Origin of the sequence: Streptomyces sp. DT190, assembly GCF_049846985.1 — a bacterium.
Classification (GTDB): Bacteria; Actinomycetota; Actinomycetes; order Streptomycetales; family Streptomycetaceae; genus Streptomyces.
Map to the genome: position 1 here is coordinate 60170 of NZ_JBNCNM010000002.1, position 15135 is coordinate 75304.

At 75.4% G+C, this 15135-nt stretch carries 12 protein-coding genes; 3 read left to right on the plus strand and 9 right to left on the minus strand.

Annotated elements, in window-relative coordinates; genetic code table 11:
• Positions 1 to 31: 31 nt before the first annotated feature.
• The 5 genes from ACPXCS_RS03690 to ACPXCS_RS03710 form a co-directional block, all read right to left on the minus strand.
• The gene (locus tag ACPXCS_RS03690) at positions 32 to 1654 is read right to left on the minus strand and encodes an ABC transporter substrate-binding protein (RefSeq protein WP_425944468.1); all 1623 of its coding nucleotides are present in this window, start codon (positions 1652 to 1654) and stop codon (positions 32 to 34) included.
• A 4-nt stretch (positions 1655 to 1658) separates the two neighbouring features.
• Positions 1659 to 3872, minus strand: coding sequence for a hypothetical protein (locus tag ACPXCS_RS03695; RefSeq protein WP_425944467.1), 2214 nt, complete (start codon positions 3870 to 3872; stop codon positions 1659 to 1661).
• Positions 3873 to 4002: 130 nt separating this feature from the next.
• Positions 4003 to 4470, minus strand: coding sequence for an MSMEG_6728 family protein (locus tag ACPXCS_RS03700; protein ID WP_425944466.1), 468 nt, complete (start codon positions 4468 to 4470; stop codon positions 4003 to 4005).
• 16 nt (positions 4471 to 4486) lie between these two features.
• Positions 4487 to 4939: a DUF4383 domain-containing protein gene (locus ACPXCS_RS03705; protein ID WP_425944465.1), complete on the minus strand. Its 453-nt coding sequence runs from the start codon at positions 4937 to 4939 to the stop codon at positions 4487 to 4489.
• A gap of 12 nt (positions 4940 to 4951) precedes the next feature.
• Entirely contained in the window at positions 4952 to 7465 is a 2514-nt protein-coding gene (locus ACPXCS_RS03710) for a SpoIIE family protein phosphatase (protein ID WP_425944464.1), read from the minus strand.
• A gap of 159 nt (positions 7466 to 7624) precedes the next feature.
• Here ACPXCS_RS03710 and ACPXCS_RS03715 point away from each other — a divergent pair, with 159 nt between their 5' ends.
• Positions 7625 to 8593, plus strand: a complete 969-nt coding sequence (locus ACPXCS_RS03715) for a DUF72 domain-containing protein (RefSeq protein WP_425944537.1) — start codon at positions 7625 to 7627, stop codon at positions 8591 to 8593.
• On the opposite strand, the gene ACPXCS_RS03720 is transcribed toward ACPXCS_RS03715, so the two are convergent.
• The 4 genes from ACPXCS_RS03720 to ACPXCS_RS03735 all read right to left on the minus strand — a co-directional run bounded on the left by ACPXCS_RS03720 (position 8493) and on the right by ACPXCS_RS03735 (position 13635).
• Positions 8493 to 10355: a copper resistance protein CopC gene (locus tag ACPXCS_RS03720; RefSeq protein WP_425944536.1), complete on the minus strand. Its 1863-nt coding sequence runs from the start codon at positions 10353 to 10355 to the stop codon at positions 8493 to 8495. The two genes, ACPXCS_RS03715 and ACPXCS_RS03720, sit on opposite strands and share 101 nt — an antisense overlap.
• 118 nt (positions 10356 to 10473) lie before the next feature.
• Complete coding sequence (locus ACPXCS_RS03725) at positions 10474 to 10950, minus strand: cupin domain-containing protein (RefSeq protein WP_425944463.1); 477 nt, start codon at positions 10948 to 10950, stop codon at positions 10474 to 10476.
• Positions 10947 to 11555 carry a GNAT family N-acetyltransferase gene (locus tag ACPXCS_RS03730; RefSeq protein WP_425944462.1) on the minus strand — a complete coding sequence of 203 codons (609 nt, stop codon included), beginning with the start codon at positions 11553 to 11555 and terminating at the stop codon, positions 10947 to 10949. Before ACPXCS_RS03730 ends, ACPXCS_RS03725 begins: the two co-directional genes overlap by 4 nt.
• Positions 11548 to 13635, minus strand: a complete 2088-nt coding sequence (locus ACPXCS_RS03735) for a penicillin acylase family protein (RefSeq protein WP_425944461.1) — start codon at positions 13633 to 13635, stop codon at positions 11548 to 11550. The genes ACPXCS_RS03730 and ACPXCS_RS03735 overlap by 8 nt, the downstream gene beginning before the upstream one ends.
• An 83-nt stretch (positions 13636 to 13718) precedes the next feature.
• On the opposite strand from ACPXCS_RS03735, the gene ACPXCS_RS03740 reads away from it, so the two are divergent.
• Together ACPXCS_RS03740 and ACPXCS_RS03745 are read left to right on the plus strand one after the other, a co-directional pair.
• Positions 13719 to 14438 carry a siderophore-interacting protein gene (locus ACPXCS_RS03740; RefSeq protein ID WP_425944460.1) on the plus strand — a complete coding sequence of 240 codons (720 nt, stop codon included), beginning with the start codon at positions 13719 to 13721 and terminating at the stop codon, positions 14436 to 14438.
• A 46-nt stretch (positions 14439 to 14484) separates the two neighbouring features.
• Positions 14485 to 15078 carry an HhH-GPD-type base excision DNA repair protein gene (locus ACPXCS_RS03745; protein ID WP_425944459.1) on the plus strand — a complete coding sequence of 198 codons (594 nt, stop codon included), beginning with the start codon at positions 14485 to 14487 and terminating at the stop codon, positions 15076 to 15078.
• The last annotated feature ends 57 nt before the right edge of the window (positions 15079 to 15135 follow it).

The following is a 15135-nucleotide window of genomic DNA, read 5'->3' on the forward strand; positions in this document are numbered from 1 at the left end:
GTGAACTCTCTGCCGTCCCGGTCCGGTTCCCTCACGGTGTCTCGCTCGGGATCACGCAGTTCTTCGGCTGCGGCCGTCCCGTCGGCCAGCCCAGACCCACGAACTTCAGCGTGCCCCGGCCCTCGCGGCCCGGGTCCAGTTCGACGACGGCGGCCGGTTTGTCGTACGCGTTGCCCCCGGTGGTGAGGCAGATCAGGCCGCTGGTGGCCTGGACGCGGTGGCGGGAGTGCAGGAGGGACCACTGGCGGCCCACGTCCTGGCGGGAGGGGACCGTCGTGGCGGGGGCTCCCTGCTGGGCCTGGTGCAGGGCCTTGCCGATGGTGAGCAGTCCGTCGTGGACGAGCATCGTGCGCGAGTCCTCCAGGTTCGGCGTGGATCCGAGGGAGATGCCCTCGCGCCGGGTGGCGGTGATCAGGTCGCGCAGGGTGTCCAGGGCCGCCTTCGGTTCGGTGAGGTACTGCGGGAGCTCCTGGGGTTTCGGGGCGCGCCGGTGGGCGGCCGTCCACTTCTTCGTCCAGGCGGCCAGTTCCGTGCTCCAGGCGTCGGGGTGGGCGGGGGCCGCGTACTGGACCGTGACCTTCGGCCGCCCGTCGTCGCCGCGCAGCGAGGCCCAGTCCCGCTCGGTCATGTCCTGGCGCAGCGAGGCCGCGTCCGAACCGCTGACGATGGTGTAGTGACGGCCCTTGCAGCCCACCTGGGCGAGCTTGAGCGCGAAGATGCGCAGGTGGAGGGTGCGGCCCGCGAAGTAGACCGTGTCGGCCTCGGAGTCGCAGATGTTGTTGGCCGTCTGGGTGAACTGGTTGCCGGTGGAGCCGGCCTCGTCGATGGCCGGGGACTCGAAGGACATCGCGGCGGGACCGGCCGGGCCCTCCTCCTTGATCCGGCTGAACGCCCTGGCCAGGGACTCGTTGTAGCCGTCGGGGCGCTTGTCGTAGACCAGGACCGTCCGGACGTTGCGGCGGCCCTGCTCGCCGTTGAAGTCGGCCAGCGCCCGGGCCGCGTCGTTGTTGGTGGGCAGGATGCGGGCCAGGCCCGGGAAGCGGAGTTCGGCCATGCCGTCCGCCCGGTCCTCGTTGGCGATCCGGTCGCCGCTGATGCGGGCGGCGAGCACCGGGACCTTGTTCTCCGTGAGGCGTTTCACGGCCGCCTCCGTGGCGGCGAGGCTCAGGTTGAAGCCGGTGACCGCGCGCAGCCGGTCCTGCGGGGAGGCGGCCATCCGCAGCAGGGTGTCGACGACCTTCGCCTGGTGCCCGTAGTCCCGCCCGGGGTTGGCCAGCACCAGCCGGATCTTCGGCGGTTCGCCCTCGCCCGCGTTGGCCTGCCGCTGGCCGAGGTAGGCGCCCTGCAGGTCGCTGCGCATCTGCCGGCGCAGCGCCTCGCGGTCGGACTGCAGGGGCAGCATCATCGCGACCGTGACATGCGGCTGGTCCTCGATCCTGTCGTTCTCGCGTGCGACCGCGCGGGCCACGTCGGCGATCTCCGGCGTGCCGAAGTCGTAGCCCTCGCCGTTGACGCCGACGCACTCGCCGTCGACGCGCTCCACCCCGTCGGCGCAGGTCTCCGGCTTGCGGACCAGGGAGGTCGTGACCGCGACACCGGCGACCAGGGCCCCCACCAGTAAGAGCGAGTACAGGATCTTCTTCCATCTCGGCATGCCGTCATCTCCTTCGCCGGAGCTGTTCGGTGCAGGCGCAGCGCAGCAGGGGCTGTTCGTTCTCGGCCAGGGCGCTCCAGTCCGCCGCGGTCCTGCTGAGCCGGCCGGCGCCGTCGAAGTCCATGATCGACAGGAGGTCCAGCAGCTTGGCCAGCGTGCGGGCGGTCTCCTTGCCGGTCGGGCGGGTCCGTTCCTCGCACAGCCACACCGCGTGCAGCAGCTGGTCGACCGTGCGGCGCAGCGGCGGGCCGTCCGCCGGCACCAGCCCCTGGGCGCGCTCGCGCCGGGCGTCGGCGCCGCCCGGGTACGGGGCCTGGGCGATCTCCAGGAGTTCGGCGCACCAGGCGCGGGGACGGCCCGGGAGCGTGGCGGCGAGGTGGCCGACGACGTCGTCGGCGCCACCGGAGACCAGGTGGTGGTTCATCCGGTGGGCGGTCAGGGAGCGGAAGGCGCCCTCGTGCGGGGTGCCGTCGCCCGCCGGGTCGTCGCCCGGCGGGTCCTCGTCGCGGCCGGGGTCCTCCCCCGCCGCCCGCCGCGCGTAGTGGTCGCGCAGCAGGTGGTGGTCGGCGTACCAGGCGGCGCCGTCGGGGAGCAGCCCGTAGAGGCGGTGGACCAGGAGCTGGCGGAGGCCGAAGTCGCCGATGAAGTGGCGGGCACAGGTGGGCCAGCCGGTGTCGGTGAGCAGCCGCAGGACGTGATGGGCGGTCAGCTGGTGGACGTGCCCGGCCTGGTGGTGGCGGAGCAGGACGTCCGCGCACTCGGTGTCGTGGGCCACCGACAGGTGGGTGAGGAGGTCGAGCCAGTGGGCGTGGTGCTCGGCCGGGAGCCGCACGGGCAGCTGGTCCAGGACCAGTTCCCGCAACAGCACCTCGGCGACCGGGTGTTCGGCGTCGTCGCCGGGAAGGCGCAGGGGGGCGTCCAGGAGGTCGCGGTCGTTGGCGTCGGCCGGCATCCGGAACGCCGCCGCGGCGGCGGCCAGCCGGATCACCGTGTGCGGCCGTCCGCCGCTCAGCCGGGCCACGGCCGCGTCGATACGGCGGCGGTTGCCGCCGCCCTCCGGCTCGGCGCGCTGCTGTCTTCGCACCGTCTCCCGGCGCAGCTGGTCGCCGGTGAGCAGCGGCATCCGCAGCAGCAGCACGCCGTCGGCGAGGGGGGCCCGGTCGGCGCCCTCGTCCCTGCGGCGGGACCAGGCCGGCGGGGCGCCGTCGGTGGGGCGGTACTCGGCCGGGGGTGTCGTCAGCTCCGGCGGCAGGCCGCCGTGCAGGAAGGCACCGCCGTCGAGGCGGCGGGCCGTGCCCACGACGACGACCCGGTCGCGCCGCCCGCCCCGGCGGTCGGTGAGCACCGCGCGCAGCAGCTGCTCGCCCAGGGGCGCCTCGGCGTGGTCCAGCAGCAGTCCGGGGCGGCCGACCCGGCGCAGCCAGCCGATGGGCGCGGCGTACGCCGCCTCCAGGTCCTCGCGCAGGGCCCGGAAGAGAAAGCTTTCCGCGACCTCCCGCGCCTCGCCGCCCGCCCGGAAGTCGGCGGCGAGGATGCGCAGCCCGATCCTGGGCTGGCCGGCCGCGCCCGGATAGGCGCCGTAGGTCCGCTCCAGTTCCGCCCGGCCCCGTGGGGCGGCGCGTTCGAAGACGGCGTCCAGCAGGGCGTTGCTCACGGCCGCCGAGTACGGGTCGAAGGCCTGCCCGTAGAGGGTCGTCAGCAGGTTGCGGATGGTGCCGCGCAGCACGCCCCGCCAGAAGTCGCCGGTGATCGCGCCGCGCACCCGGCGCCGCTGGGGCAGGTCCTCGTAGCGCTCGGCCTCCGTCGCGACCGCAGCGGGCGTGCCGTCGGCGGCGCCGGTCGCGATCATGGCGAGGCCGGTGAACAGGCGCGGGAAGGCGAACGAGCCGCCCGTGCCCTGCCAGGTGCTCAGCCGCCGCGCCACCTCCACCAGCGCCTCGGTCGCGGCCGAGCGGGCGCCGGGCTCCGGGGCGGCCCGGTCCTCGTACACCGGTGAGGCGCAGTCCAGGTGGATCACCGGCACCTTGGCGCCGAAACGGTCCCGTACGGCGCGCAGCAGCCGCCCCTTGCCCATGCCCGGGCCGCCGGTGAGCAGCACCACGGGCAGGTCGGGGCCGTACAGCGGCTCCCGTCCCGCACCCGAGGGCGCCCGCCCGAACAGCCGCGCGAAGAAGCCCCCGTCGGCGAGGAGTCCCTCGAAGCCCAGTTCCTCACACACGGTTCCCCCATGACGTCCTGCCCGCCCGAACCCGTGACCGCTGTGCCGGAAAAGATCCAGTGGAACACGGAACCGTCCGGCCGACAACGGGTGCCGCACGGACGGGAGTTGACCGCTGGGGGCGGTGAGCCTACGCGGGGCGGTCGGAGGCGGGCCAGACGTACGGCAGGTCGTCCGGCACCCCGGGGAAGAGCGCCCCGTAGGTGTCCGGGTCCTTGCGCACCAGGGCCGAGCGGTGGCTGCGGTGGAAGGGCGTGTCGCCGAGCCAGGGCGGCAGTTCGCTCTCGGCGGCCAGTTCCCGCTGGTCGCGGACCGGGGCGTGGGGGCGTGCGGTGGCGAGGTCGGCGACCAGGGTGGCCGCGCAGCTGTCCTGGTGGCCCAGCTCGCGCCAGGCCCGGCAGATCTCCAGGCCGTAGCGGACCAGGGCCTCCTCGTAGCCGGCCCACATCCGCACCGCCGGGTGCCGGCGCCAGCCGTAGCCCGGCACGATCAGGCCGCGCAGCACCTGCAGCGTCTCCACGCGCTGTTTGCCGAGCCTGCGGCGGTCCAGGGCCAGGGCGGTCTCCCGGAAGTCGGCGTAGGGCAGGAACGTCTGCATACCGGGTCCGTCCCCCTCACCGCGCGTGCCGGCCGGCGGGGCGCCGCCCGAGGGCGAGGGCGAGGCCGATCATCCCGACGCCGAGGGCGAAGTGCAGCCAGTCGTCCGCGGAGTTCACCGGCACGAAGTTGGCGCCGCTGTCGTGGCCGACGGACAGGCCGTAGATCCACAGCACCAGGTAGACGGCACCGCCGACCAGCAGGTACGAGTACGCCCCGGCGGCCGTGCGGGCCAGGACCAGGCCGGCCAGGCCGTAGGCCAGGTGGACGAGGTTGTGCAGCACCGAGACCTGGAAGACGCCGAGCAGTTCGGCGCCCGAGTCGTGGCCGGCGAACTCCATCGAGCCGTAGCCGGTGGTGATGCCGGGCACGAAGCCCAGCACGCCGACCAGCACGAAGACGACGCCCACCAGCAGGGCGGCCTGCTGGACGGGGGTGCGGGCGGTGGGGCGGTCGGTGGGGGTGGTCATGGCCGCGGCTCCTCACGGGAGGGTCAGGGTCTGTTCCGCCCAGATGGTCTTGCCCGTGGCGCTCTGGCGGGTGCCCCAGCGCTCGGTCAGCTGGGCCACGAGCAGCAGGCCGCGGCCGCCCTCGTCGTAACTGCGGGCGCGCCGCAGGTGCGGAGCGGTGCTGCCGCCGTCGGAGACCTCGCAGACGAGGGTGGTGTCGTGGATCAGGCGGAGCCGGACGGGCGGTTCGGCGTGCCGGATGGCGTTGGTGACGAGTTCGCTGACGACCAGTTCCGTGACGAAGACGGCGTCGGACAGGCCCCACCGCTCCAGCTGCGCCACCACGTCCTTACGGGTCTGCGCGACCGCGGACGGGTCGCAGGGCACGTCCCAGGTGGCGACCTGGTGCGCGCCGAGCGCGCGGGTGCGGGCGATGAGCAGCGCCACGTCGTCCGCCGGGCGCTGCGGCAGCAGCTCGGCGAGCACCCGGTCGCACAGGGTGTCCAGTGCGGGCGCCGGGCGGGCGAGGGCCTCCCGCAGCCGGTGGATCCCGGTGTCGATGTCCCGGTCGCGGGTGGCGACCAGGCCGTTGGTGTACAGGGCCAGCAGGCTGCCCTCGGGGAGTTCGACGTCGGTCGCCTCGTAGGGCAGGCCGCCGATGCCGAGCGGGGGCGCGGCCGGGAGGGCGACCAGGTCGACGGTGCCGTCGGGGCGCACCACGACGGGCCGGGGGTGCCCGGCCCCGGCGAAGCAGCAGTGCCGGGAGACGGGGTCGTAGACGGCGTACAGGCAGGTGGCGCCCACGTCGGCGGAGGTCTTCGCCGCTCCCCCGGCCCCGGCGCCCGGATCCCCGTCGTCGTCCTCCTCCGTGTTCAGGCGGGCCACGAGGTCGTCGAGGTGCGTCAGCAGCTCGTCGCACGGCAGGTCGATGTCGGCCAGCGTGCGCACCGCCGTACGCAGCCGGCCCATGGTCGCCGAGGCGTGCAGGCCGTGGCCGACGACGTCGCCGACCACCAGGGCCACCCGGGCCCCGGACAGCGGGATGACGTCGAACCAGTCCCCGCCGACGCCCGCGTGCCCGCCGGCCGGCAGGTAGCGGGAGGCGACCTCGACGGCCGCCTGCCGGGGCAGCCGCCGGGGCAGCAGGCTGCGCTGCAGGGTGACGGCGGTGGCGCGCTCGCGGGTGTAGCGGCGGGCGTTGTCGATGCTGACCGCGGCCCGCGCGGCCAGTTCCCCGGCCAGGACCAGGTCGTCGTGGCGGAAGGCGTCCGGGTTGCGGTGCCGGACGAAGAAGGCGACGCCCAGGGTCGTCCCGCGGGCGGCCAGCGGCACGGTCAGCACCGAGTGGACACCGAAGCCGCGCGCCCGGACCGCCCGGGCCGGGTCGCGCGCGAACCACGCGGTCAGGGCCGGGTCGGTCGCGTCCTGCACGGTGGGCCGCCCCGAGCGCAGGCTCTCGAACGGTGCCGAGCCCCGCCGGTAGGTGCCCACCTCGCCCGCGGCCACGACCGACTCCGGCGCGCCCGGCGTGACGGACCGCAGCGCGACCCGCCGCAGGCGCAGCGGCCCGTCCGCGGGCAGGGCGTGCACGGGCGGTTCGGGCTCCTCGTCCAGGGTGGCCAGCAGATCGACACTGACGAAGTCGGCCAGGGCCGGGACGGTCACGTCGGTCAGCTCCTGGGCCGTGCGCGTCACGTCCAGGGTGCTGCCGATGCGCCGGCCGGCCTCGGCGATCAGCTGGAGCCGCTTGCGGGCCCAGAACTGCTCCGTCATGTCGTGCGCGGACAGGCACACGCCCCGGATGACACCCTCCTGGTCGCGCAGCGCGGACATGAAGACCGACCAGGCGTGCTCGTGGTCCTCGCCGGGGGCCTGGAGGTAGTTCTCGTCGTACTGCGGCTCCCCGGTCCGCAGCACCCGGGCCATGCTGCGCTCCGCCCGCTCGCCGGCGGCGTCGTCGATGATCTCGCTGACGCGCAGGCCCCGCATCTCCTCCTCGGTGAGGGCCGTGGAGCGTTCCATGTCGGCGTTGGCCCGGCGCAACCGCAGCCGGGTGTCGTAGAGCGCCTGGGCGCAGCACGGGGACTGGGCGAAGCTCCAGCCCACCAGGGACGCGTCGAGGTCGGGCCGCGCCCCGGGGCCGGTCAGCGCGGAGACGACGAGCCAGGCGCCGGCGCCGGTGCCCGGCGGCCGGTGGTGGGCGAGCACGCGGACGGTCAGCCTGCGGCCGTCACGGTGCCGCAGGACGACGTCGCCGTGCCACCGGGACAGCCCCGCGAGGGCCCGTGGGCCGCCGCGCACCGGGACCGGCTCGGCCAGCAGGCCGGCCGCGCGGCGGCCGAGCATCTGCCCGGCCGGATGCCCGAGGAGCCGCTCGGCGCCGCCGTTCCAGCCGGTCACCCTGCCCTGTTCGTCGAGGGTGACGCGGGCGGTGAGGTCCTCCCCGGCCAGGGCGTCGAGGGCGCCCGGGGCTTCGGGAGCGCCGGGAGCCTCACGGGCTTCGCCGGGCGGGCGGCCGGCCCGGCCGACGGTGACGGGCTGCTCCATGTTCGGTCATCTCGCTCTCGCGGGGCATCGACCAGGGCACCGCAATAGACAGTTATGACCCGATTACCCCTATTCGAGCGCTTTCATCGTGCCACCCCCGCCCGGTGGCGGAGCCTGCCGCCGCCCGGCGCGGGTAACCGCTCCCCCATGGGCGAGATGCTGGGCGAGATCCTGGTGGGCACGTGTTCCTGGACCGACCGGGCGCTGGTCGGCAGCGGCTGGTATCCGGCCGGGCGGCGGGACGCCGAGGGGCGGTTACGGCACTACGCCGAGCGGTTCCCGGTCGTGGAGGTCGACGCCTCCTACTACGCGCTGCCGAGCGAGCGGAACAGCCTGCTGTGGGTGGAGCGCACGCCGGACGGGTTCGTCTTCGACGTGAAGGCGTTCTCGCTGCTGACCGGGCATCCCACCCGGCAGGCGGTGATGCCGGACGGGCTGCCGGCCGAGCACCGGGACCCGGCCGTGCTCGACGCCGTCTGGGCGCGGTTCGCGGCCGCCGTCGAGCCGCTGCGCGGCGCCGGGCGCCTCGGGAGCGTGCTGTTCCAGTTCCCCCCGTGGTTCCGGCCGGGCGCGCGGGCCGAGGCGTTCCTGGACGACTGCGCGCGGCGGACCCGCGGCTGGCCCGTCGCCGTGGAGTTCCGGCATCCGTCCTGGTGGGAGCCGGGCCGGGCCGAGGAGACGGGCGCGCTGCTGGCCCGGCACGGCATGGCCGCGGTCGCCGTCGACATGACCCAGGCCCTGCCGTCCTCCCTGCCGCCGGTGACGTGCGTGACCTCGCCCCGGCTGGCCGTCGTGCGGTTCCACGGCCGCAGCACCGCCTGGGGCACCGGCAGCAAGGAGGACCGCTTCCGCCACGACTACCGCGAGGACGAACTCGCCGAGTGGCTGCCGCGCCTGCGGCGGCTGGCCGAGCGGACCGAACAGGTCCACGTCCTGTTCAACAACTGCTGCGGCGACGCCGCCGTGCGGGCCGCCGAGACCATGACGCGGCTCCTCGACGGCGGGCCCGCGGCGGTGCCGCGGGTGCCTAGGGCGCGATCCGCACCCGCTTCTCCTGCGTCACCTGGTCCACGTCCGACACCCGCACGGTCGTCTTCATCGTCCAGGTCCCGGCGAGCGGGAGATTGACGTCGTTCGTGCTCCAGTAGCCGCCCCGGTCGGTGAGTTCGGCGTCGATCGGGCCGAGCTCGCGGGAGGGCAGGCTGAAGGTGATGCGGACCTCGGGGACGACGACCAGGCCCGTGTCGGCGCCGTAGACCACGGCCTGCACGCCGTTCTCGCCGACCCGGGCCGGATCCAGGGTGACCTGCACCGTGCCGCGGCCGGTCACCGTGCCCGTGCCGGTGTCGAAGGGCACCGTCACCTGGGCGGTGGGCGGCAGCGCTCCCGCCGGGGCCCGCCGCGCCGCCTCGGCCTCGGCGCGGCCGGGCAGCGTGCCGGTCAGCACGGTCGTGATCGCCAGCACCACGGCGGCGACGGCGACCTCCACCAGGACGGAGCGGCGCAGGCCCCGGCGCCGGACGTCGGCCTCGTCCGGGCCGCCCTCGCCGCCGGCACCGCCCGCGTCGGCGTCACCGCCGGCACCGCTGTCGCCGGCGTCCGCGTCCGCGCGGCCGGACGCCGACGGCCCCGGGACCGTACGGCCGGACTCCGCCGGCCCCGGGACCGCCGCGTGCGCGCCCGCCGGCTGCGGGACCCGGGCCGGTTCGGCCGTCCGGGCGGCGGCGGCCGGCGCGGCGATCCGGGCCGTCCAGCGCCGGGCGTGACCGGCCGCGAGCACCAGCACGCACACCACCGCCAGCTTGGCGAGCAGCAGCCTGCCGTACGACGTGCCGGTCAGCGCGGACAGGGAGCCCAGGCCGCGCCAGGACTGGTAGAGGCCGGTGACCGCCAGGACGGTGACCGAGGCGAACGCGACTCGGGAGAAGCGGGGCACGACCCGGGTCAGGTCGTCGACCGCCCCGCCGCGCAGGACCAGCAGCAGCGCCACGAGCCCGCCGAGCCACACGCCCGTGGCCAGCAGGTGCAGCACGGACGACGCCATCGCCTGCGGCACCTGGATACCGGCCGAGGCGTGCTCGGCCGCCGCCCAGGTCAGGGCCAGGGCGACGGCCAGGGCGCCACCGGCCGCCCGGACGGCGGGCCGGTGGCGGTACCGGCTCCCGGACAGCCGGACCAGGAAGGCCGCGATCAGCAGCAGGATCACCAGCCGCGCCAGCAGGGCCCGGCCCGGGCGGCCGGACAGGGTGCGGTCGAGGGCGCTCGCGTCGAAGGCCGTGAGGGGACCGGCGCCGGATTCGTACGGGGCGCGCAGCAGGAGCAGGACGGCCGTGGCGCCCAGGAGCGTCCACCAGGCGATCACCAGGGGCCGGCGCAGCGGGGAGGCGTCGGCCGGGCGGCACAGCGACGCGAAGGCCGCCGCGCCGACGAGCAGGGCGGCGGCGAGGTAGGCGAGGTAGCGGGCGAGGTCGTACAGGCCGTCGGTGAGGGGGTCCTCGTCCGGGCCGGTGTCGACCTGGAAGGTGGTCGCGGAGCGCTTGCCGACGGAGAAGGAGAAGGCGCCGGAGACCGGGTGGCTGTCGGCGGACACGACCCGCCAGGCGACCGTGTAGGTGCCCTGGGCGAGCTTGCCGGTCAGCCGGACCCGGGCGGTGTCGGCGCGGCCGTCCGCGTGCGCGGCCTCCCCGGTGGGGACCCGGCGCTGGTCGGGCCCGAAGACCCGGAAGGAGTCGTCGAGCAGGCCGACGGACTCGGTGAAGGTCAGCGTGACGTGGCGGGGGGCGCGGGGGACGACGGATCCGTCCTCCGGGTCGGTGCCCCGGAGGGCGGAGTGGGCCGTGGCGGGGGCCGCTCCCCCGAGGAGCAGTACCAGCACGGCGCCGAGCAGCACCAGGGCTCGGGCTCGCCGGGGGTGTCCGACATTGCGCTCCACGTGGGTCTCCGGGATCGGGCGGTACGGCTCCCGCTCATGTACGGACGGCAGCCGCGTTCCGCTCACCGGCGCTCCCCTAAGCGGGCCGGGAGAGCCCGTGGATCGCGTCGGCCACCTCCGGGTGGCGGGCCGCCAGCTCCGCCGCGTCCCCGTGCTCGTAGCCCTCGAAGGTGAAGCCGGGGGCCATGGTGCAGCCGAACAGGGTCCACGCGCCGCCCGGCCGGACCCGTCCGCCCATCCAGGTGCCGGCCGGGACCGTGAACTGGACGTGCTGGCCGTCGAGGACCTCCGGTCCCAGGACGACCGTGCGGGTGTCCCCGTCCGGGGCGAGGAGCAGGAGCTCCAGGGGGTCGCCCCGGTAGAAGTGCCAGATCTCGTCCGTGGGCAGGCGGTGCAGGGCGGAGAAGTCGTCCGCCGTGAGCAGGGCGACGATCGCCGTGCCCTCCGGTCTGCCGTCCGGCCGGCCGGGGCCGGCCCAGGTCTGGCGGAACAGGCCGCCCTCACGGGGGATCGGCTCCAGGCCGTAGTGCGCTATGAGGTCGTCGGGCGTCACCCGGGGAAGAGTAGCTCCCGGTCCAGGAAGGCGAGCTGGGCCTTCTTCTCCGGCAGGTACACGTCCGGCAGGTCGACCTCCGGCAGGACGACCACCGGCCCGGCCGTGAAGCCCTGCCTGAGGAACCGGGCGACCGCCTTGTCGTTGCGCACGTCCGGGTCGACCACGACCCGGCGGCGGTTCAGGCCCACCAAGACGTACGCGGCGACGACGGCCACCAGCCGGGCCGTCCAGCCGGGCGTGCCGCCGCCCGGCCCGGCGGGCGCGAGCAGCAGGTGGACGCCGATGTCGCCGGGGCGGACGTCGTAGCACTCGCCCACACGGTCCGCCTCCGGCTCGTAGGTCTGCAGGAGCGCCACCGGCTCGCCCTCCCGCACGACGAGGAAGGCGTGGTGGGTGGTGAGCGTGTCCATGTGGGCGTAGATCTCGGCGACCTGCCGCTCGGTGAGGCCGGTCATGCCCCAGAAGGCGGCCCGCTCCTCGCTCACCCAGCGGTGGATCACGCCGGCGTCGGCCCCGGCGTCCAGGGGCAGCACGCGGACGGTGCCGAATCCGTCGACGGCCTGCTCGTGGACGGCGGTGCGGGAGGCGTACGGGTCAGACATCGGTCTCCTTGGTCAGCAGGGCCCAGTCGGTGACGACCGGGACGAGGTCTCCCGCGAGCCACAGGGGGAGCTGGTCGCGGTGGTGGGGTGAGCCGGGGACGCCCGAGGCGCCGAACGGAACCACCCAGCGGCTGTCCTCGCGCCGGGCCAGGTCCCAGACGTACCGGGCGGCCGGGCCGCGCGCGGCCAGGTCGGTGAGGCCCGGCACGCCCGAGGTGCACAGCACGCAGTCGTGGTCGCCGGACAGCGCCGGTTCGCCGTACGGCGTCTCCGGCTCCAGGGCCCGCCACGGGGCGAGCCGGTGGGTGTCGCCCCAGACCCCGGCCGGCGGCCGCCCGGCCACCTCCTCCAGCGCGGCGCGCACGGCCGCCGGGCGGTCGATGCCGTACAGCTCCTCGGCTCTCAGCAGGTGTTCGAGGGCGAAGCCGATCCGCGGCAGCAGGGCGAGCCAGGGCTGGAACACGTCCGGGTAGGCCGGCGGCGTGGCGAGCGCCGCGAAGGCCGGGTGGGCCGCGAGGCGCCGTACGACCGCGCCGCGCACCGCCGCGTACAGGGCCGCGTCGGCGCTGCCGGCGTCCATGCGGCGGTCCCAGGCGAGGAGGCGCTCGCGGAGCGCGGCGGCGTCGGGGGTGAGGCCGGTCAGCGGGCGGAGGCGGTCCAGCAGGGCGCCCGCTGAGGCCAGGTGGGTGTCGGTGTGCACGGCGGGCATGTCGGCGGCGGACCAGCGCTCCTTGCCGGCGAGCAGGGCGGCGATGCGGTCGTGGCGGTGGGGCGGGGCGAACTCGACGCCGAGGGGTGCCGCCGGGCCGCGCTGGTTGGCCATGACGGCGACGCCGTCAGTGAGCCCGGCACGGGGCGTCTCCTGCCGGCCGTGCCACGCGTGGCCGGGCTCCCAGGCGGGCACCAGGCGCAGCCGGTTGGCCTCGGCGCGCAGCGGTACGTACCCGGCCACGCGGTGCAGGACCCCGCCGTCGGTGTCGGCGGCCTGGACGACGTTGACCGGTTCGGCCCAGTGGTCGAGGGCCCGGTCCACGTCGGCGACCCGGCGGGCCCGCAGCAGGGGCAGCAGCGCGCCGAAGCCGAGCTCGCCGGTGACGCGGGGCGGGTAGCGCAGGCTGACGGCGAGCGGGGGCCGGCCCGGGTCGGCGGTGCCGCCGTCCAGGCCCTCCGGCCCGCCGACGACCACCGGCCCCCGCGCGGTCTCGATCACCTCGACCTCGACCGGCTCCTCGCCCGCCACCTCGACGGCCTCCGTGTGCCGGGTCGCCCGCCGCCAGACCCCGTCCGGGTCCAGTGCCTCGACGCCGGCGCCCGTGCGCCGCAGCCGCTCCCGGAAGAGGTCCTGGTAGTCGGCCATGGCGTTGGTGATGGCCCAGGCGACCGTGCCGGTGTGCCCGAAGTGGGCGATGCCGGGGACCCCGGGGACGGCGAGGCCCACGACGTCGAACTCCGGGCAGGACAGCCGGATCTGCTGGTAGACGCCCGGGTCCTCGATCCAGCGGTGCGGGTCGCCGGCGATGACCGCCTGCCCGGTGACGGTCCGCTCCCCGCCGACCAGCCAGCCGTTGCTCCCGGAGGTGCCGGGACCGTCGGTGGCGAACAGGGCGACGGCGTCCTCGCCGAGGTGCGTGGCGACCTGCTCGCGCCAGAGCTTGGCCGGGAACCCGGCGAAGAGGATGTGCGTGGCGAGCCAGACGCCGAGGGGGGTCCAGGGGTTCCAGCGCCCGGGGGCCAGACCGGTGCGGGCGAACTCCGGGGCCGCGGCCCGCGCCAGCCCCGCGTTCACGCCGTCGACGTACGCCCGCACCCACTCGGCCGTCCCCGGGTCCTGTCTCTCCAGGTGGGCGAAGCAGCGTCTCGCCGTGTCGTCGAGTCTGGCCCGTCTGGCGAACCGGTCCCAGGCCAGGGCGCCGCCGCCGAGGAAGGACGCCGAGGTGCCCTGCGCCCGGTGCCGCTCGACCTCCAGCTGCCAGGCCCGGTCGCGGGCGGTGACCAGGCCCTGCGCATGGGCGAGCCCGGTCGCGCTGTCCGCGCGCAGATGCGGAATGCCCCAGGCGTCACGGTAGATCTCGATGGACACCCTGTACCCCTACCTTCCTTTAGGTTAGCCTTGCCTAAGTCAGAGCTGTGTGGCCGGAATCGTACGCGAAGGGCTGAAACGCGATGGGGCAGGGGCGGGGTTGGGAGGGCGCGGTCCTCAAACTGCTGCGCGCGAAGGATTTCCGGTTCACGGTGACGGGCGCCGAGGACGTCACGCCGGAGTACCGGCGGCTGCGCTTCACCGACGGCGGACTGCTGGCGGCGACCGGCGTGCACCCCACCATGTGGGTCCGCCTCTGGTTCGACAACGCGGGCAAGCCGCACCAGCGGGCCTACACCCTGGTCGACCCGGACCCCGCAGCCGGGACCTTCAGCCTGGAGTTCGCCCTGCACGAGGGATGCGCCAGCGACTGGGCCCGGGCGGCGAAGCCCGGCGACACCATCGAGGCGACCGTCCAGGGCACCGGCTTCGAGCACCCGAGCCCCACGCCCTCGCACGTCTTCGCCGTCGGCGACCCGGCCTCCTTGCCGGCCATCAACTCCCTCCTGGACGCGCTGGGTTCCGCCCCGGCGACCGTCTGGTTCGAGGGCGGCGACGACGCGCTGCCGTTCCGCACCGACCCGGACCGCCACGAGGTGCGCACGGTGCCCCGCCAGGACTCCGGCGCCCACCTGGTCGACCGCGTGAAGGCGGATCTGCCCGGGCTGCTGGACGCGACCGCCGAACCGTACGTCTGGATCGCCTGCGACACGGCGACGACCCGGACGCTCGCCGCCTACGTCCGCAAGGAACTGGGCCTGCCCAAGCAGCGCGTGCACGCCCTCGGGTACTGGCGGCCCTGACCGGCCTCGGGACGCGGCCGGGCCCGGCCCGGGGGATGATCGGGGCATGGACGTCACCCTCCACCTCGCCCAGGACCCCGAGGCCGACGCGCTGCTCGGCCGCAGTCCGCTCGCCGCGCTGATCGGCATGCTGCTGGACCAGCAGATCCCGATGGAATGGGCGTTCAAGGGCCCGGCGACGATCGCCGAGCGGCTGGGCACGGACGGCCTGGACGCGCACGAGATCGCCGCGCACGAGCCGGAGGCCTTCGCCGCGCTGCTCTCCCGCAAGCCGGCCGTGCACCGCTACCCGGGCTCCATGGCCAAGCGGATCCAGCAGCTGTGCCAGTACCTCGTCGAGCACTACGACGGTGACGCCGAGGCCGTGTGGAAGGACGCCGGCACCGGCAGGGACCTGCTGAAGCGGCTCGCGGAACTGCCCGGCTTCGGCAAGCAGAAGGCCCAGATCTTCCTCGCCCTGCTGGGCAAGCAACTGGGCGTGCGCCCCGAGGGCTGGCGGGAGGCGGCCGGCCCCTACGGCGACGAGAAGTCCTTCCGCTCGGTCGCCGACATCACCGGCCCCGAGTCCCTGGCCAAGGTCCGCGCCCACAAGCAGGAGATGAAGGCGGCGGCGAAGGCGGCGAAGGCCGCCCGGGACTGACCGCGCACCGGGAGCCGCGGGGGCACCGGCGTCAGCCGTGTGGACCGCTCCGGGTGG

Coding starts and splice junctions, on each gene's coding strand:
- ACPXCS_RS03730 (WP_425944462.1), bottom strand. CDS start 11,555: ATGTCTGACCCGTACGCCTCCCGCACCGCCGTCCACGAGCAGGCCGTC.
- ACPXCS_RS03710 (WP_425944464.1), bottom strand. CDS start 7,465: ATGGAGCAGCCCGTCACCGTCGGCCGGGCCGGCCGCCCGCCCGGCGAA.
- ACPXCS_RS03705 (WP_425944465.1), bottom strand. CDS start 4,939: ATGACCACCCCCACCGACCGCCCCACCGCCCGCACCCCCGTCCAGCAG.
- ACPXCS_RS03740 (WP_425944460.1), top strand. CDS start 13,719: ATGGGGCAGGGGCGGGGTTGGGAGGGCGCGGTCCTCAAACTGCTGCGC.
- ACPXCS_RS03690 (WP_425944468.1), bottom strand. CDS start 1,654: ATGCCGAGATGGAAGAAGATCCTGTACTCGCTCTTACTGGTGGGGGCC.
- ACPXCS_RS03745 (WP_425944459.1), top strand. CDS start 14,485: ATGGACGTCACCCTCCACCTCGCCCAGGACCCCGAGGCCGACGCGCTG.
- ACPXCS_RS03700 (WP_425944466.1), bottom strand. CDS start 4,470: ATGCAGACGTTCCTGCCCTACGCCGACTTCCGGGAGACCGCCCTGGCC.